This window comes from Streptomyces sp. CB02980 (assembly GCF_014451325.2).
GTDB lineage: Bacteria > Actinomycetota > Actinomycetes > Streptomycetales > Streptomycetaceae > Streptomyces.
Genome location: NZ_JACSCH020000005.1, coordinates 153,034 through 171,006, shown reverse-complemented (window position 1 = coordinate 171,006; position 17,973 = coordinate 153,034). Strand labels below are relative to the sequence as shown.

Below are 17,973 nucleotides of genomic sequence, written 5' to 3'. Positions count from 1 at the left end.
GTAGAGTGACGCACTCGGGGGCCCACTGCGCTACACGGAGGGGTGGGGAACGGGGATGACGGTCGGCACGGACAGTCCCGCACAGGCACGGAGCGCCGCGCCGCACGCCCAGGAGTCACCGGGCCAGGCGGCCGCACCGGACACCGGGGAGCGGGCCGGCCCCGCCGAGCCCGCTGCCCGGCAGGGTTCGAGCCCCGCCGCCGCCGAGACGGCCGATGCCGCCACGGCCGACACCGACGGGTTCGCCGGCGTGCTTCCCGACGACCTGCCCGACGGACTCGTCGTCGCCGACGAGACCGGCCGGGTCGTCACCTTCAACGCCGCCGCCAGCCGCATCACCGCCGTCCCCGGCGACAAGGCCCTCGGCCTCCCCCTCGACCAGGCGCTGCCGCTCGAAGACCTCAAGGGGCGCCGCTGGTGGGCCCTGACCGACCCGTACGGCGGCCTCGCCACCCGCCGCGGCCAGCCCGAGCGCAATCTGCTGCTGCCCGGCGGCCGTGAGGTCCTCGTCTCCGCCCGGTACGTCCGCGAGCACCCCACCGGACCGGTCCGCCGGGTCGTGATCTGTCTGCGCGGCACCGAGGCGCGCCGTCGCACCGAGCGCAGCCACGCCGAGCTCATCGCCACGGTCGCCCACGAACTGCGCTCCCCGCTCACCTCCGTCAAGGGCTTCACCGCCACCCTCCTCACCAAGTGGGAGCGGTTCAACGACGAGCAGAAGCGGCTGATGCTGGAGACCGTCGACGCCGACGCGGGCCGCATCAAGCGGCTCATCGCCGAACTCCTCGACATCTCCCGGATCGACTCCGGCCGGCTCGAAGTGCGGCGTCAGCCCGTCGACATCGCCGCCGCCATCGGCCGGCACGTCCAGGTGCACATCACCGGCGGCCAGTCCCCGGACCGGTTCTTCGTCCGGATCATGCCCGGACTGCCCGCGCTCTGGGCCGACCCCGACAAGATCGACCAGATCCTCGGGAACCTCCTCGAAAATGCGGTGCGCCACGGCGACGGAACCGTCACCATCGAGGTGGCACCCGCCAGGACGTGCGCCGATGGAGAAGAGGGGACGGAGGTCACCGTGAGCGACGAGGGCCCCGGCATCCCCGAGGAGTCGATGAGCCGCGTCTTCACCCGCTTCTGGCGGGGCAGCAAGCGCGGCGGCACCGGGCTCGGCCTCTATATCGTCAAGGGCGTCGTCGAGGCCCACGGCGGAACCATCACCGTCGGCAGGGGCCCCCGAGGCGGGGCCGAGTTCCGATTTATGCTGCCCGTCGGCACCCCGGCCCATCTCGCCTGACGAGATCCAGCACGAAGTCCGACCGGATCGGACAGGATCGGACGAGATCGAAAGCCGCCCGGGCCGCCCACGGGCTCATTCGCATCCCCCCACCCCGTTAGACTCGTCCTTTGGCACGTTTGCGCCCTTGACGTCGAGCGGGGCCGCCCAGCCAAGCCAACGGAAGCACGGGAAGAGATGTCCGCACCCAATAAGTCGTACGACCCGGTTGAGGTCGAGGCACTGAAACCGGAAGAGATCGAGCGCATGCGGGACGAGGCGCTCGCCGCCTTCGCCGCCGCGGGCGACCTCGACGCGCTCGCGCACGCGAAGACGGCGCACACCGGTGGCACCTCGCCGCTGGCGCTCGCCAACCGGGAGATCGGTGCCCTGCCCCCGCAGGCCAAGGCCGCCGCCGGAAAGATCGTGGGCCAGGCCCGCGGCGTCGTCTCCAAGGCGCTCGCCGCCCGCCAGACGGAGCTGGAGGCCGAGCGTGACGCGCGCGTCCTCGTCGAGGAGGCCGTCGACGTCACCCTGCCGTACGACCGCGTCCCGGCCGGCGCCCGCCACCCGCTGACCACGCTCATGGAGCGCGTCTCCGACGTGTTCGTCTCCATGGGGTACGAGGTCGCCGAGGGTCCCGAGGTCGAGGCGGAGTGGTTCAACTTCGACGCCCTCAACTTCGTACCGGACCACCCGGCGCGCCAGATGCAGGACACCTTCTTCGTCGAGGGGCCGGAAGGCACCACGGGCGACGAGTCCGGTGTCGTGCTGCGCACGCACACCTCGCCGGTCCAGGCCCGCACGCTCATCGACCGGGAGCCCCCGGTCTACGTCGTGTGCCCCGGCCGCGTCTACCGCACCGACGAGCTCGACGCCACGCACACCCCGGTCTTCCACCAGATCGAGCTGCTCGCCGTCGACGAGGGCCTGACCATGGCCGACCTCAAGGGCACCCTGGACCACATGGTCCAGGCGCTCTTCGGCCCGGACATGAAGACCCGGCTGCGCCCGAACTTCTTCCCGTTCACCGAGCCGTCCGCCGAGATGGACATGCTCTGCTACGTCTGCCGCGGCGAGTCCGTCGGCAACCCGGACCGCCCCTGCCGCACCTGCGGCAGCGAGGGCTGGATCGAGCTGGGCGGCTGCGGCATGGTCAACCCGAAGGTGCTCGTCGCCTGCGGTGTGGACCCCGAGAAGTACAGCGGATTCGCCTTCGGGTTCGGCATCGAGCGGATGCTGATGTTCCGCCACAACGTCGACGACATGCGAAACATGGTCGAGGGTGACGTCCGGTTCACCCGGCCGTTCGGGATGGAGATCTGATGCGGGTCCCGCTTTCTTGGCTGCGGGAGTACGTCGACCTGCCGGCGACGGAGACCGGCCGCGACGTCCAGGCCAAGCTCATTTCGGCAGGCCTCGAGGTCGAGTCCGTCGAGCAGCTCGGCGCCGGCCTGACCGGCCCGCTGGTGGTCGGCAAGGTCCTCACCATCGAGGAGCTGACGGAGTTCAAGAAGCCCATCCGCTTCTGCACCGTCGACGTCGGCCAGGCCAACGGCACCGGCGAGCCCCAGGAGATCATCTGCGGCGCCCGGAACTTCGCCGCCGGCGACAAGGTCGTCGTGGCCCTGCCCGGCGCCGTGCTCCCCGGTGACTTCCGGATCGCCGAGCGCAAGACGTACGGCCGGGTCTCCCGGGGCATGATCTGCTCCGGCGACGAGCTCGGCATGGGCGACGACGGCACCCACGGCATCATCGTGCTGCCGCCGGAGCTGGAGATCGGCATCGACGCCACGAAGCTCCTGGAGCTGTACGACGAGGTCCTCGACATCGCCGTCACCCCGGACCGCGGCTACTGCCTCTCGATGCGCGGCGTCGCCCGCGAGACCGCCATCGCGTACGGCCTGCCGCTGCGCGACCCGGCGCTGCTCGACGTGCCCGCGCCCAACTCGTACGGCTACCCGGTCCGGGTCACCGACCCGATCGGCTGCGACCGCTTCACCGCGCGCACCGTCGTCGGTCTGCAGCCCGAGGCCCGGTCCCCGATCTGGCTGCGCCGCCGCCTCCAGAAGGCCGGCATGCGCCCGATCTCGCTCGCGGTCGACGTCACGAACTACGTGATGCTCGAGCTCGGCCAGCCGATCCACGCCTACGACCGGAGCCGGCTCGACGGTCCCGTCGGAGTGCGTCGCGCCGAGGCCGGCGAGAAGATCACCACGCTCGACGGCACCGTCCGCGTGCTGGACGCGGCTGACCTGGTCATCACCGACGACCGCGGCCCGATCGGCATCGCCGGTGTCATGGGCGGAGCCAACACGGAGATCGCCGACCCGGAGACGGACCCGGAGACCGGGGTCGTCACCGGCACCTCCGAGATCGTCATCGAGGCCGCGCACTTCGACGCGATCTCGATCGCCCGCACCGCGCGCCGCCACAAGCTGGCCTCCGAGGCGTCCAAGCGCTTCGAGCGCGGTGTCGACCCGCAGGCCGCGGCCGCCGCGGCCCAGCGCTGCGTCGACCTGCTCGTGCTGCTCGCGGGCGGCACGGCCGAGGCCGGGGTCACCGAGATCAGCGCCCCGTCCGCGCCGCGCACGATCACCATGCCGGCGCACCACCCGGACAAGGTCGCGGGCGTCGGCTACGGCCGCGAGACCGTCGTCCGCCGCCTCCAGGAGGTCGGCTGCGACGTCTACGGCCAGGACGAGCTCATCGTCACCGTGCCGTCGTGGCGCCCCGACCTCAACGAGCCGAACGACCTCGCCGAAGAGGTCATCCGTCTGGAGGGCTACGAGAACCTGCCCTCCACGCTGCCGAAGCCGCCGGCCGGCCGCGGGCTCACCGAGCGCCAGCGCGTCCACCGCCGCGTGGGCCGCGCCCTGGCCGGCGCCGGTTACGTCGAGGCGCTGAACTACCCGTTCATCGGGGAGCAGGCCCTCGACAACCTCGGCCTCGACGCGGACGACGCCCGCCGTCGGCTCGTGAAGCTGGTCAACCCGCTCTCGGACGAGGAGCCCGCGCTCCGTACGACGCTGCTGCCGGGCCTGCTCGGCGCGCTGCGCCGGAACGACAGCCGCGGCAGCCACGACCTGGCGCTCTTCGAGACCGGTCTGGTCTTCCGGCCGGAGGGACAGCCGGGCGTCGCCGTCCGGCTGCCCGTCGACCGCCGTCCCACCGACGAGGAGATCGCCTCGGTCAACGCCGTGCTGCCCGCGCAGCCGCGCCGCGCCGCCGTCGTCCTCGCCGGTGCGCGCGAGCAGGCCGGCTGGTGGGGCAAGGGCCGTCCGTCCGACTGGGCGGACGCGGTCGAGGCCGGCCGGACCGTGGCCGCCGAGGCGGGGGTCGAGCTGATCATCAGCGCCGACCAGCACGCCCCGTGGCACCCGGGCCGCTGCGCCGCGTTCCACGTCGAGGTGGACGGCGAGAAGGTCCTCGTCGGCCACGCCGGCGAGCTCCACCCGCGCGTGGTCAAGGCCTTCGGCCTGCCGGCCCGCACCTGCGCGATGGAGATCGACCTGGACCGCCTGGAGAAGGCGAACGAGGGCCCGGTGAAGGCTCCTCGGATCTCCTCCTTCCCGGTCGCCACCCAGGACGTCGCCCTGGTCGTCGCGGGCGACGTCCCGGCCGCCGACGTCGAGGCCGCCCTCACCGAGGGCGCGGGTGAACTCCTCGAGTCCATCCGGCTGTTCGACGTCTACACCGGCGACCAGCTCGGCGAGGGCACCAAGTCCCTGGCGTACGCCCTGAAGTTCCGCGCCCCGGACCGCACCCTCACGGTCGATGAGGCCACCGCGGCCCGCGACGCGGCGGTCGCCCTGGCGTCCGAACGCACGGGCGCGGTCCTGCGCGGCGCCTGAGCGCCGTAGCACCGGACCGCGAGGAGGGCCGCCCCGGGATTTCCCGGGGCGGCCCTCCGCCGTCTCCGGAACCCGAAGTGTCGTACGTGCGGTCGGCATTCGTCCGCGCGTGCGGGTGGCGAAGACCTGGCGGAGGGCGGCGCGCCGGGGGTGCTCACTCCTTCGGGTGAGATCGTCGGGGGGTGTTCCCCGGTGGGGCGTGCGGTCGGCAGAATCGACGCGGCCGCAGGGGCGGACCTGTGGGCCGCAGGGCCTTCGGGCGCTGTCGGGGCTCGGGAAGGGCCGTGCATGATCCGTACGAGGTCGTTGGTCTCCGATGGCTCCCGGCTCCGCCGGCTGGCCCCGCTCGCTCTTCCCACCGTGTGGGGTGCGGTGGCCGTGGCATGGAAGTTCGGCTGTCCGCTGGCCCGGCAGCCCGGGCTGCCGATGAGGATCGCCACCAGTGTCGTCTTTCTCACCGTCGGCATCGGGCTGGTGCTCGGGCTGCGGCGCGGGCTCGCGCGGGAGTTGGCGCTCGTGCGGGCCGTCGCCGTCGCCACCCAGCAGGTGCTGCTGCGCCCGCCGCCCGCCCGGCTCGACGGACTCGCCCTTGCCGCAGGGCAGTTGTCCGCCTCCCGGGGCGCGTCCGTCGGCGGGGATCTGTACGAGGCGGTGGCCACCCCGTACGGGGTGCGGATCGTCATCGGGGACGTACGGGGTCATGGTCTCGCGGCGCTCGGCGCCGTGGTCGCCGTGCTCGGGAGTTTCCGTGAGGCCGCGCACGACGAGGCCGAGCTCGGCGGGGTGCTGCGGCGGCTTGAGCGGGCTCTGGAGCGGCATCTGCGGGAGCGGGCCCGGGACGAGCACCCGGCGCGGACCGGGACGGCGCCCGAACATCCGGCGGCGGAGGAGTTCGTGACCCTGCTGCTCCTGGAGGTCCGGTCCGACGGACGGCTCTCCGTGCTCAACTGCGGCCACCCCGGCCCGTACCGCCTCGGCCGCACCGTGGAGCTGCTTCCCGTCGGCGACCCGCTGCCCCCGCTCGGGGTCCTGCCGCTGCCCGCCGTCCTCGCGCCGTACACCGCGGCCCGGTTGACGCCCGGCGAGACGCTCGTGCTGTACACCGACGGCGCCGAGGAGGCCCGCGACCACCGGGGCCGGTTCTTCGCGCTCGACACCGTGCTGGCCGGGATGGGCGGCGCGGCGCCCGAGGCGCTCGTCCGCGAGGTCCACACCGCCCTGCTGCACCACACGGGCGGGCGGCTCGCCGACGACGTCGCCCTGCTCGTCGTACGCAACGACCGTGTCCGGGTGCCGGCGCAGCCCGCCGAACCCGGGCTGCGCCGCCCCCGGCCCGCCCCCTCCTCCCACTGTTGAGCGGAGGGGGCCGGGACCGGTGTCGCCCGCCCCGCCACGGAGTGTCGGGCAGATCAGCGGGGCGGGCGACACGGACCGGGCGGCCGCACTGTTTGAGGGGGGAGCCGGCGGCCCGGTCATCGCCTTGCGGCGAGAAGCACAGTCAAGCGGTACGGGGACGAGCCCGGCAGAGTACGCGGACCGGAAGAACGAGTACTTCATTCACACCCCGTGCGAAATCCTCCCGTGGTCGTGGCTGTGGCTGTGGCTGTGGCTGTGGCTGTGGGCTGTGGGCTGTGGGCCGTGGCTGTGGGTGTGGGTGAGTGGTGACGCGAAGGCGTTCTCTGCAGTGGTTCGGTCCGTACGAATTCGGCCACCGCTACGCTGAGTTCACCGCGATCGAGCCGAGCGGCCGGAGCGGACCGGAGCGGTCATGCAGCCCAACACCTTGCTCGACGCCCTGCTCGACGAAGCGGGCGTCTCGAACGCCGGCCTCGCCGCCCATGTGAACCGGGCCGGCCGGGCCCGAGGCCTCACCCTGCGCTACGAACACACCGCCGTGGCACGCTGGTTGAAGGGCCAGCGGCCGCGCGGCCAGGTGCCGGACCTGATCTGCGAGGTGCTCGCCGCCCGGCTGCACCGGCAGGTGACCCTGGACGACATCGGCTTCGGGGTGCCCGACGGGCCCGTCCTCGCGGTCGGTTCACCGCTCTCCGGGTTCGTGGAGCGCGCGGCCGCCCTGTGGCGGTCCGACGAGCAGCAGCGGCCGCACATAGTCGCCGCACCCGCCGTGACCGGCACGCCGGCCGTGATGCCCGTATGGGAGTGGGAGAACCCGCCGGAGGACGTGGACGTCTCCCGGATCGGCCGGACGACGGTGTCCGCCGCCGACATCACCGTGCTGAGCGCCGCGCGGTCCCACTACGAGCAGATGTACCGCAAGGCCGGGGGCATCGCGACCCGCGCCCGGATCGTCGGCTTCCTCACCGCCGAGACGGCGCCGCTGCTGCGGGGCTCGTACAGCGACGCCCTCGGCCGGCGGCTGCACCGCGCCACCGGCGGACTCGTGGCGGTGGCCGGCATCTGCGCGTACGACGCCGACGCGCACGGTCTCGCCCAGCGCTACTTCCACCAGGCCCTGCGGCTCGCGAAGGCGAGCGGGGACCGGGGGCTCGGTGCCTATGTGATCGCGCTCCTCGTCAACCAGTCGCTGTTCATGGGGGAGTACCGACAGGCGGTGGCGTTCGCGGAGGCGGCGCTGCGGACGGCCGGGCGGCAGATCACCCCGGCGCTCGCCGCCGATCTGACGGCGATGCAGGCGAAGGCGTACGCGCATCTGGGCGACGGGGCGGCCGCGCTGGCCTGCATCCGGCGGGCCGAGGCCGCGGCCGAGCGGATCAGCCCGGGGGACGAGCCGGCCGAGACGGGCTACGTCCAGCCGGGACTCGTCAACGTCCAGGTCGCCGAGGCCCTGCTCAGTCTGGGTGATCTCACCGCGGCCCATGAGCACGCGTCGATGGCCGTCGGGGTGCCCTCGCACGACCGGGGCCGGGTGCACCGGCTCGCCATGCTGTGTCAGATCGAGCTGCGCCGGGGGGAGGCCGACGGGGCGGCGCGGACGGCCGTGGAGATGACCGAGCGGGCGCGGGGGATGGAGTCGCGGCGGCTGCGCGACCGGCTGCGGCAGGTGCGGGAGCACCTCCTGGCCAGTGGCGGAAGTGATGCCCGGGAGGCTGCGGCGCTCATTGACGGGGCGCTGCGCGTTCCCCTGTGAGCCGCGAACTGCTGCGATATTGCCACCAAACAAGCACCGACCAGTCGGAAGGTGGCAAGAACGTGCAGTGGACGAAACTGAGCGAACGCTCTGTCTATGAGAATCGCTGGTTCCAGGTGAACCTCGCGGACGTCGAACTCCCGGACGGCCGCCACCTCGACCACTATCTGATCCGGCTCCGCCCGGTCGCCGTCGCGACGGCCGTCAACGAGGCCGACGAAGTCCTGATGCTCTGGCGCCATCGCTTCATCACCGACAGCTGGGGCTGGGAACTGGCCGCCGGAGTCGTCGAGGACGGCGAGGGAATCGAAGCCGCCGCCGCCCGCGAGATGGAGGAGGAGACCGGCTGGCGGCCGGGGCCGCTGCGCCATCTCCTCACCGTCGAGCCGTCCAACGGCCTCACCGATGCCCGCCACCACCTCTACTGGGCGGAGACGGCCACCTACACCGGACCGCCCGAGGACGCCTTCGAGTCCTCGCGGCGGGCCTGGGTGCCGCTGAAACAGGTCCCCGACATGATCGCCCGGGGCGAGATCCCGGCCGCGAACATGGCCGCGGGGCTGCTGATGCTCCACCATCTGCGGCTGGGCTGAGGCGGCTGGACCGAGGCGGCTGGGCCGACGCGCCTGAGCCGACGCGCCTGAGCCGATGCCGCTCTGGGCCGAGAACGGGCGAAAGGCCGGACGGCCCGTACCTGTGCGTGTGTACGGGCCGTCCGGTGTCCTGGGGGGGATCAGGCGTACGGGTAGAAGCCCGAGCCCGTCTTCCGGCCGAGCCGGCCCGCGTCCACCATGCGCTGGAGCAGCGGGGGAGCGGCGTACAGCGGCTCCTTGAACTCGGCGTACATCGAGTCGGCGATCGACGCGATCGTGTCGAGGCCGATGAGGTCCGAGAGCTTCAGCGGACCCATCGGGTGGGCGCAGCCGAACTCCATGCCGTTGTCGATGTCGTCGCGGCTCGCGATGCCCGACTCGAACATCCGGATCGCGGAGAGCAGGTACGGCACGAGCAGCGCGTTGACCACGAAGCCGGAGCGGTCCTGCGCGCGGATCGCGTGCTTGCCGAGGGTCTTCTCCGCGAAGGCCTGGGCCCGGCTGATCGTGCCCTCGGAGGTGGTGAGGGCCGGAATCAGCTCGACGAGCTTCTGCACCGGGGCCGGGTTGAAGAAGTGGATGCCGATGACCTGGTCGGGGCGGGAGGTCGCCACGGCCAGCTTCACCAGCGGGATCGAGGAGGTGTTCGAGGCCAGGATGGCGTCCGGCCGGGTCATCACCTGGTCGAGGACCTGGAAGATCTCGGTCTTGACCTGCTCGTTCTCCACGACCGCCTCGATGACGAGGTCGCGGTCGGCGAACTCGCCCAGGTCGGTGGTGAAGCTGAGGCGGGCGAGCGTCGAGTCCCGCTCCTCCTCGCTGATCTTGCCGCGTTCGGCGGCCTTCGCCAGCGAGTTGTAGAGCCGTGCGCGGCCGATCTCCAGCGCCTCGCCGGTGGTCTCGGCGACCTTCACCTCAAGGCCGCTCCGGGCACACACCTCTGCGATGCCCGCGCCCATCTGGCCGCAGCCCACCACTCCGACGCGCTCAATGTCGGCCATGGAGTCCGTCACCTCGTGCCTTTCGCTCTTCTCTGACGGCGGGGCCCGTGTGATTCCGGTGCGTCCGCCTCGACCCCACGACGTTACCGCTCATTAACCGATGATCGATCGTCCGGGGCGGGCATGCTGTCCGGGTGGGTGTGACGTATCCGACACCGGAGGGGTACAAGTGCGGCCTATCGGCAGAAGAGGCTTCGTGGCGGGGGCGGCTGCCGGGGCGGCGCTGGCCATGACGGGCGGGGGAGCGGTGCCGGGCGCGGAAGCGGGCGCGGAAGCGGGAAGGGAAGCGGGAACGGGCGCGCGAGCGGCTGTCGGGACGGCTGCCGGCGCCGCACCGGAGGGGCCTGCGAACCCGACCACCCGGTCCGACTTCCGCGGTGTGTGGATCGCCACGGTCCTCAACCGCGACTGGCCCTCCCGTACCGGTCTGACCGCCGAGGCGCAGCGTGCCGAGCTCCTCGCCCACCTGGACACCGCCGTCGAGCGCCGGCTCAACGCGGTGGTCCTCCAGGTCCGGCCCACCGCCGACGCGCTCTGGCCCTCGCCGTACGAACCGTGGACGGAGTTCCTCACCGGGACGCAGGGCCGCGACCCCGGCTGGGACCCGCTGGGCACGGCCGTCGAGGAGGCCCATGCGCGGGGGCTCGAACTGCACGCCTGGTTCAACCCGTACCGGGTGGCCAACCACACCGACCCGACCCGGCTCGTCGCCGACCATCCGGCCAGGCTCCACCCCGGGTGGGTGCTGCCGTACGGCGGGAAGCTCTACTACGACCCCGGGCTGCCCGAGGTCCGGCGGTTCACCCAGGACGCGATGCTGGACGCGCTGGGGCGCTACGAGGTCGACGCCGTGCACTGGGACGACTACTTCTATCCGTACCCGGTGGCCGGGGAGGCCTTCGCCGACGACGAGACGTACGCGCGGTACGGCGCGGACTTCCCCGACAAGGCGTCCTGGCGGCGGAACAACACCGATCTGCTGGTCTCGGAGATGTCGGTCCGGATCAAGGCCGTCAAGCCGCACGTGGCCTTCGGCGTCAGCCCCTTCGGGGTGTGGCGGAACATCGCCGAGGATCCGGAGGGCTCGGACACCCGGGCCGGCGTCGGCACCTACGACGACCTGTACGCCGACACCCGGAAGTGGATCCGGGAGGGCTGGATCGACTACGTCGTGCCTCAGCTGTACTGGCACATCGGTCTGCCCGCCGCCGACTACGCCACGCTGCTGCCCTGGTGGGACGCGGTGGTGCGGGGCACCGGCGTCGGCCTCTACATCGGCGAGGCGCTCTACAAGGCGGGGGACCCCGCCCAGCCCGCCGCCTGGCAGGACCCGGGGGAACTGTCACGGCACCTGGAACTGGCCGCCGCCCGTCCGTCGGTCGGCGGCCACTGCTTCTTCGCCGCCCTGGACGTCGCGAAGGACCCGATCGGGGCGATGGCCACCGTGGTGGCGGATCACTACCCGACCAGGGTCCGGGCACCGGGGCGGGGCTGACGCGGCGAGGGGATCAGCTCGCGCCCGCCTCGGGGCGATGACGTACGACGGTGTCGGGGCCCGGAGACATCAGGGCCTCGTGACCGTCGTCGTCGAACTTGACGCGGTACGGGGGCGTGCCGTTCTCCCCCAGTACCTGAAGGACCTCGGCCGTACGGTCGTGGTGACCGACGGTCCGGCCGTGCATCAACAGTTTGTCGCCCACGTTCGCCTGCATCGGGGTGACCTCCTCGCGACCGGGCTTGTGCTGTTCGGGGCCTGTATCTGCCATTGTGGCCCGAATCGACCCGATCCGCCGCGCCGGCCGCCGATCCGCCGCGCCGGCCCCGATCCGCCGCATCGGCCGCCGGACCGTCGGCCTGCGTTCCGCCGTCCCGCCGGTCTGCGCAGCCCCGGCCCCGGCCCCCGGCCCGCCCGGCGTCAGCTCTTCGCCCGCTGGGTCACCGCGATGCAGACGAGCACCGCCACCGCCGCGAGCGGGGCGGCGAGCGGCAGGGTCTCGCCGAGCAGCACGACCGACCAGATCAGGGTGAGGAGCGGCTGCGCGAGCTGGAGCTGGCTCGCCTTGGGGATGCCGATCGAGGCCATGCCCCGGTACCAGACGTACAGGCCGAAGAAGGTGGAACCCGCCGCGACCCAGATCAGTCCGATGACGCCGTGGGCGTTCAGGTGGACCGGCTCCACGGACAGCGCCACGGCCGAGCCGGTCGCCATCAGCGGCAGGCAGAGGATCAGGGCCCAGCCGATGACGTGCCAGCCCGGCATCAGCCGCGCGAGCCGGCCGCCCTCGGTGTAGCCGGCCGCGCAGACGAGGAGCGCGCCGAACAGGTACAGGTCGCCCTGCGACACGGCCCCGCCGCTCTGCTGGACCGTGAAGGCGAGCACGACGACCGCGCCCGACACGGCCGCGAACCAGAAGGTACGGGACGGCCGGCGCCCGGTCCGCAGCGCGGCGAAGGCCGCCGTGGTGAGCGGCAGCAGGCCGACGACGACGGCGGCGTGCGAGGTGGTGGAGGTCTGCAGGGCCAGGGTCGTCAGGAGCGGGAAGCCGATGACGACTCCGCCGGCGACGACGGCGAGGCCGGCCCAGTGGCGCCGCTCCGGCAGCGGCACCCGGCCGACGAGGAGGAACGTACCCGCGATGAGGGCGGCCAGCGTGGAGCGCACGGCCACGAGCGACCAGGGGCCGAAGCTCTCCAGGCCCCAGACCGTCGACGGGAACGTGAGCGAGAAGGAGAGCACGCCGAGGGCGGCGAGCAGGGTGCCCCGGGGGAGCGGGTCGGTGCGGCTCCCGCTCGTGTCGGTGGCGGCGCCGCGGGCGGGAGCCGTCGAGGCGCCGCCGCTGCTTCCCGCCTCGCTGGTGCGGACTGTGCCGGTGGTTCCCGCGCTGCCGATGCGGACGGTGCCGCCGGTGCGGTCCGTCGTGGTGACCGCTATCGTCCTCGTGGCAGTAGCGCTATCCTGTGCTCTCATGAGTGAGCGTAGCAGTGTCGCGGAACTGGCGCATTCCTTGAGGGCGGAGCTGGATCGCTACTCTCCTGGTGGAAAGCTGCCGTCGAGTCGCGCCCTCGTAGAGCGCTATCGGGTCTCCCCGGTGACCGTCACCCGGGCCCTCGCGCAGCTCGCCGCGGAGGGGCTCGTCGTCACCCGCCCCGGCGCCGGCGCCTTCCGTGCCGAGCCCCGTACCGCCACCCCCGACACCGGCGACACCTCGTGGCAGGAGGTCGCCCTCAGCGCCGACGCCGCCACCGAGCTGGTCCCCCGGGCCGTCGACGCCTCCGGCGTCCTCGTCACCCTGGCCGCCCCGCCGCCCGGCGTGGTCGAGTTCAACGGCGGCTACCTCCACCCCTCCCTCCAGCCGGAGCGGGCCCTCGCCGCCGCCCTCGCCCGCGCCGGACGCCGCCCCGGCGCCTGGGGCAGGCCGCCCACCGACGGACTGCCCGAGCTGCGCGAGTGGTTCGCCCGCGAGATCGGCGGCAGCATCACCGCCGCCGACCTCCTCATCACCGCCGGCGGCCAGTCCGCCATCACCACCGCCCTGCGCGCCCTCGCCCCGCCCGGCACCCCCGTCCTCGTCGAGTCGCCGACCTACCCGGGCATGCTCGCCGTCGCCCGCGCGGCCGGACTGCGCCCCGTCCCCGTGCCCGCCGACGCCGACGGGGTCCGCCCCGAGCTCCTCGAAGCCGCCTTCCGCGCCACCGGTGCCCGTGTCTTCGTCTGCCAGCCGCTCTTCCAGAACCCCACCGGGGCGGTGCTCGGCCCCGAGCGGCGCCGCGAGGTGCTCCGTATTGCCCGCGCCGCCGGAGCCTTCGTCGTCGAGGACGACTTCGCCCGCCGGCTCGTCCACGAGGACGCGCCGCCGCTCCCCGCGCCGCTCGCCGCAGAGGACCCCGACGGTGTCGTCGTCCACGTCTGCTCCCTCACCAAGGCCACCTCGCCGAGCCTGCGGGTCGGCGCCCTCGCCGCCCGCGGCCCCGTCCTGGAACGCCTCCGTGCCATCCAGGTCGTCGACAGCTTCTTCGTCCCCCGGCCGCTCCAGGAGGCCGCGCTCGAACTCGTCGGCTCGCCGGCCTGGCACCGCCATCTGCGGGCCGTCGCCCAGGAGCTCAAGGGCCGGCGGGACCTGCTGAGCGGCGCCCTCGCCCACCAGCTGCCCACGTTCGCCCTGCCGCACATTCCGTACGGCGGCCACCACCTCTGGCTCCGGCTCCCCGACAGCGTCCCGGAGGCGGCCCTGGTCGCCGCCGCCCTGCGGGCCGGTGTCGCAGCGGCCCCGGGCCGCCCGTACTTCTGCGCCGAACCCCCCGCGGGGCACATCCGGCTGAGTTTCGCGGGTGTCGCGGGCCCCACGGAGATCGCGGAGGGTGTGCGCCGCCTGCGGACGGCGGTCGACGAGATCACCGCCTGAACACCGGCGGCGGCCCGCACGGGGGAGTGGGCGGTGGCCCGCGCGGCCCCGGCCCGCCCCGGTCCCGGGCAAATTCGCCTGACAAGCCCCGGTGTCACTGGAACGCTTCGGGCATGAGCGACAGCGCCACCACGGACACCCCCGTCATGCACGGGGCGTACGAGATCTCAGCCGACCCCGCGCGGATCGACGCCGCCCGGGTGCACCACTGGCTGTCCACGGACTCCTACTGGGCCCACGGCCGACCTCGGGAGAAGCAGGACCGGGCCATCGAGGGCTCGCTCAACCTCGGTGCCTACGACCGGGAGACCGGCGAGATGGCCGCCTACGCGCGCGTCGTCACCGACTACGCCACCTTCGCCTGGCTCTGCGACGTCTACGTCGACCGCCCGGCCCGGGGCACCGGCCTCGGCACGGCGCTCGTCACCGCCGTCCGCGACCACCTCGCGCCGTACGGACTGCGCCGCATCATGCTCGCCACGGCCGACGCGCACGGTGTGTACGAGAAGGTCGGTTTCACGCCACTGCAGAATCCGGACAAGTGGATGGCTCTCGGGCAGCAGTGAACCGGAGCCCCTCCGGCCCCGGGGAATGACCCCTTGACCTGCGGAGCCTTCGGCCTCACGATCGCGCCCATGGGTCTTCGGGTGACGCTCGTCACGGCGGCACGCAGCTCCCCCCTGCTCGCCGAACGCTTCGACGACGACCGGCCACTGGACGAGGCCGGCTGGTACGAGGTGCAGCAGGCCGCGCCCGCGCTCACCCCGCTCGGCGCGGCCGAACTGCGCTACTGCTCCCCGACCCCGCGCAGCCGCGCCACCGGCACCGCCCTCGGCTACGCCCCGCTCGCCCAGCCCGCGCTCCGCGACTGCGACATGGGCCGCTGGCGCGGCCTGACCCTCGCCGAGGTCGCGGCCCACGAACCGGCCGCCGTCGACGCCTGGCTCACCGACGCCCGCACCGCCCCGCACGGCGGCGAACCCCTCCTCGCCTTCATCACCCGGATAGGGAACTGGCTCGACACCCGCCCGGCCGAGGACGGCGAGATCGTCGCCGTCGCCGAACCCTCCGTCGTCCGGGCCGCCCTCGTGTACGCCCTGAAGGCGCCGCCCGCCACGTACTGGAACGTCGACGTCCGCCCCCTCTCCACCGTCGCCCTCACCGGCCGCCCCGGCCTCTGGCACCTCCAGCTCGACGCGGCCCTGCGCTGAACGGTCCCGGCCCGCGCCGACGGACGTGGGCCCGCGCCGACCGGCACCGCCCGGCACGGGGGTGCCTCGAAGCCGCCGATGCGCACGGGGCGGGACCTCGAAGCCGCCGATGCGCACGTGGCGGGGGGAGAGACCGCCCGCGACCGGTTAGCCTGAGAGCACGATGAACCGTTTGACCACGTCATGGGGCGCCTTCACGCTGACCCGCCATCCCGAGGACCCGCGCGATCAGCTGCGCGCCTGGGACGCGTCCGACGAGTACCTCTTGGGCCAACTGGCCGAGGACGGCACCGACCTGTCCGGCACCGTCGCCGTCCTCGGCGACCGCTGGGGAGCCCTCGTCACCGCACTCCAGGCCGCCGGCCCCGGGGAGCTCGTCCAGATCTCCGACTCGTACCTCGGACGGCAGGCCACGCGGGCCAACCTCGCGCGCGCCGGTGCCGCCCCGGACGCCGTCCGGCTGCTCACCACCCAGGACCCGCCGCCCGAGCGGATCGACGTCCTCCTCGTCCGCGTCCCCAAGAGCCTCGCGCTCCTGGAGGACCAGCTGCACCGGCTCGCACCCGCCGTGCACGAGGGCACCGTGGTCGTCGGCACCGGCATGGTCAAGGAGATCCACACCTCCACCCTGCGGCTCTTCGAGCGGATCCTCGGGCCCACCCGTACCTCGCTCGCGGTGAAGAAGGCGCGGCTGATCCACACCACGCCCGACCCGGCCGTCACCCCGCGCCCGAACCCCTGGCCGCACCGCTACGACCTCCCGGCCGACACCCCCGCGCCCGGGTTGCCCGGTCTGACGGTCTCCAACCACGCCGGGGTCTTCTGCGCCGACCGCCTCGACATCGGTACCCGCTTCCTCCTCGCGAACCTGCCCGGTGACATCGGCCGGGTCCGCGTCGCCGACCTCGGCTGCGGCAACGGCGTGGTCGGCCTCGCCATCGCGCTGCACGAACCCGACGCGGAACTGATCTTCACCGACGAGTCGTACCAGGCGGTCGCCTCGGCCGAGGAGAACTTCCGTACGCACGTGGGCGACGGGCGCAAGGCCGAGTTCCTCGTCGGCGACGGGCTCGCCGACGTGCCCGACGGCTCGGTGGACCTCGTCCTCAACAACCCGCCGTTCCACACCCACCAGGCCACCACCGACCGCACGGCCCGCCGGATGTTCACCGACGCGCGGCGCGCGCTGCGGCCGGGCGGCGAACTGTGGGTCATCGGCAACCGTCACCTCGGCTACCACGTCACCCTCCGCCGCATCTTCGGCAACAGTGAACTGGTCGCGAGCGACGCCAAGTTCGTGGTCCTGCGCGCGGTGCGGCAGGCCTAGGAGGCGACCGCGGGGACAGGGGCCGCAAGACCCCCGTCACCGGCGGAAGCCCCTCGACGGGGCGCGGCCCTCCGGCCGCGCCCCGTCGTCATGCGCCCCAGGTGCGCGAGCACAGGACGAGCTGATAGCCGTCGGGGTCCTCGACGGTCACGCCGTGCTCGTCCCAGTACGGGTTGTGCGCGGCCACCCGCGTGCCGCCGGCGGCGAGCAGCCGCTCCACCTGCGCCTCCTCGACGGGCGCCCCGAGATAGACCACGAACAGGTCCTCGACGGTCGGGGCCGGCTCCACGGGGTGCTCGGGATCACGGGTCAGCTCGAAGTGCCAACCGCCGCCCTTGGGGCCGACCATGAGCAGGTCGTGCTTGCCGGACACCCGCTCGGTGGTCCGCCACTGCACCTCAAGACCGAGCCCGTCGACGTAGAACCGCTCGGCGGCGGCCAGATCCCGCGAGGGGCGGGCGACCCGTACGTGGGTCCGCGCATCGATGATCATGTCGTCAGACTAGGCGACGCCTCATCGAACGAACCTCCTCCAGGACCGCCCGTCCGTCCGCCGGTCCGCCCGCCAGGCCGTCCGCCTGCCAGGCCGTCAGACCGACCGCCGGTCCGCCCGTCAGGCCAGGCTCACGAGCCCCCGGTACTCCTCGCTCCACAGGTCCTCGTCCGCGTCCGGCAGCAGCAGGACCCGTTCGGGGCGCAGGGCGTCGAGTGCCTCCTCGTCGTGCGTGACCATCACGATCGCGCCCGGGTACGCGCCCACGGCGGCCAGGACCTCGGTGCGGGAGGCGGGGTCCAGGTTGTTGGTGGGCTCGTCGAGGAGCAGGACGTTCGCGCCCGAGTGGACGAGCACGGCCAGTGCGAGACGGGTCTTCTCGCCGCCGGAGAGCACCCCGGCCGGCTTGTCGGCGTCGTCGCCCCGGAACAGGAACGCGCCCAGGACCGCCCGTACCTCACCGTCCGTCAGCCACGGTGCCGAGTCGGCGAGGTTCTCCCGGACGGTACGGCCCGGATCGAGCGTGTCGTGCTCCTGGGCGAAGTAGCCGAGCCGCAGCCCGTGTCCACGCACCACCCGCCCCGTGTCGGGGGTCTCCCGACCGGCGAGGATCCGCAACAGGGTCGTCTTTCCGGCCCCGTTGAGGCCGAGGACGACGAGCCTGCTGCCCCGGTCCACGGCGAGGTCCACCCCGTCGCCGGTCCGG

At 73.2% G+C, this 17,973-nt stretch carries 15 protein-coding genes and 1 pseudogene; 11 read left to right on the top strand and 5 right to left on the bottom strand.

The annotated features are described in order from the left end of the window. Positions 1 to 55 precede the first annotated feature (55 nt). From E0F75_RS13265 to E0F75_RS13240, 6 genes are all read left to right on the top strand, one after another. Positions 56 to 1,297, top strand: coding sequence for an ATP-binding protein (locus E0F75_RS13265; protein ID WP_187622714.1), 1,242 nt, complete (start codon positions 56 to 58; stop codon positions 1,295 to 1,297). A gap of 177 nt (positions 1,298 to 1,474) precedes the next feature. Next, the gene (pheS, locus tag E0F75_RS13260; RefSeq protein ID WP_187622713.1) at positions 1,475 to 2,602 is read left to right on the top strand and encodes a phenylalanine--tRNA ligase subunit alpha; all 1,128 of its coding nucleotides are present in this window, start codon (positions 1,475 to 1,477) and stop codon (positions 2,600 to 2,602) included. After that, positions 2,602 to 5,130 (top strand): phenylalanine--tRNA ligase subunit beta, encoded by a 2,529-nt coding sequence (gene pheT, locus E0F75_RS13255; protein ID WP_187622712.1) that lies wholly within the window; start codon positions 2,602 to 2,604, stop codon positions 5,128 to 5,130. The genes pheS and pheT overlap by 1 nt, the downstream gene beginning before the upstream one ends. Before the next feature lie 288 nt (positions 5,131 to 5,418). Further along, positions 5,419 to 6,486 (top strand): PP2C family protein-serine/threonine phosphatase, encoded by a 1,068-nt coding sequence (locus tag E0F75_RS13250; protein WP_187622711.1) that lies wholly within the window; start codon positions 5,419 to 5,421, stop codon positions 6,484 to 6,486. 412 nt (positions 6,487 to 6,898) lie between these two features. Continuing rightward, positions 6,899 to 8,239, top strand: a complete 1,341-nt coding sequence (locus E0F75_RS13245; RefSeq protein WP_187622710.1) for a transcriptional regulator — start codon at positions 6,899 to 6,901, stop codon at positions 8,237 to 8,239. Positions 8,240 to 8,301: 62 nt separating this feature from the next. Further along, positions 8,302 to 8,832 (top strand): NUDIX domain-containing protein, encoded by a 531-nt coding sequence (locus E0F75_RS13240; protein WP_187622709.1) that lies wholly within the window; start codon positions 8,302 to 8,304, stop codon positions 8,830 to 8,832. Between the two features lie 140 nt (positions 8,833 to 8,972). On the opposite strand, the gene E0F75_RS13235 is transcribed toward E0F75_RS13240, so the two are convergent. After that, positions 8,973 to 9,833 carry a 3-hydroxybutyryl-CoA dehydrogenase gene (locus E0F75_RS13235; protein WP_187622708.1) on the bottom strand — a complete coding sequence of 287 codons (861 nt, stop codon included), beginning with the start codon at positions 9,831 to 9,833 and terminating at the stop codon, positions 8,973 to 8,975. 229 nt (positions 9,834 to 10,062) lie between these two features. Between E0F75_RS13235 and E0F75_RS13230 the strand changes: the two genes are divergently transcribed. Continuing rightward, positions 10,063 to 11,328, top strand: coding sequence for a glycoside hydrolase family 10 protein (locus tag E0F75_RS13230; RefSeq protein ID WP_187622922.1), 1,266 nt, complete (start codon positions 10,063 to 10,065; stop codon positions 11,326 to 11,328). A gap of 13 nt (positions 11,329 to 11,341) precedes the next feature. Here E0F75_RS13230 and E0F75_RS13225 read toward each other — a convergent pair whose 3' ends face one another. Continuing rightward, on the bottom strand, positions 11,342 to 11,545 hold the full coding sequence (locus E0F75_RS13225; protein WP_187622707.1) for a DUF1918 domain-containing protein: 204 nt from the start codon (positions 11,543 to 11,545) through the stop codon (positions 11,342 to 11,344). A 203-nt stretch (positions 11,546 to 11,748) separates the two neighbouring features. Then, positions 11,749 to 12,570 (bottom strand): DMT family transporter, encoded by an 822-nt coding sequence (locus E0F75_RS13220; RefSeq protein ID WP_374115401.1) that lies wholly within the window; start codon positions 12,568 to 12,570, stop codon positions 11,749 to 11,751. Between E0F75_RS13220 and E0F75_RS13215 the strand changes: the two genes are divergently transcribed. The 4 genes from E0F75_RS13215 (at position 12,470) to E0F75_RS13200 (ending at position 16,774) form a co-directional block, all read left to right on the top strand. Beyond that, positions 12,470 to 14,236 carry a PLP-dependent aminotransferase family protein gene (locus tag E0F75_RS13215; protein ID WP_374115400.1) on the top strand — a complete coding sequence of 589 codons (1,767 nt, stop codon included), beginning with the start codon at positions 12,470 to 12,472 and terminating at the stop codon, positions 14,234 to 14,236. The two genes, E0F75_RS13220 and E0F75_RS13215, sit on opposite strands and share 101 nt — an antisense overlap. 113 nt (positions 14,237 to 14,349) lie before the next feature. Next, positions 14,350 to 14,802 (top strand): GNAT family N-acetyltransferase, encoded by a 453-nt coding sequence (locus tag E0F75_RS13210; protein ID WP_187622705.1) that lies wholly within the window; start codon positions 14,350 to 14,352, stop codon positions 14,800 to 14,802. 69 nt (positions 14,803 to 14,871) lie between these two features. Further along, positions 14,872 to 15,447, top strand: coding sequence for a histidine phosphatase family protein (locus tag E0F75_RS13205; protein WP_187622704.1), 576 nt, complete (start codon positions 14,872 to 14,874; stop codon positions 15,445 to 15,447). Positions 15,448 to 15,610: 163 nt separating this feature from the next. Then, positions 15,611 to 16,774, top strand: coding sequence for a methyltransferase (locus E0F75_RS13200; RefSeq protein WP_187622703.1), 1,164 nt, complete (start codon positions 15,611 to 15,613; stop codon positions 16,772 to 16,774). A gap of 88 nt (positions 16,775 to 16,862) precedes the next feature. Here the strand turns inward: E0F75_RS13200 and E0F75_RS13195 are convergent, their stop codons facing one another. Further along, positions 16,863 to 17,267, bottom strand: coding sequence for a VOC family protein (locus tag E0F75_RS13195; protein ID WP_187622702.1), 405 nt, complete (start codon positions 17,265 to 17,267; stop codon positions 16,863 to 16,865). A 120-nt stretch (positions 17,268 to 17,387) separates the two neighbouring features. Further along, positions 17,388 to 17,960, bottom strand: a pseudogene (locus E0F75_RS13190) (ATP-binding cassette domain-containing protein); the annotation flags it as partial. Positions 17,961 to 17,973 lie beyond the last annotated feature (13 nt).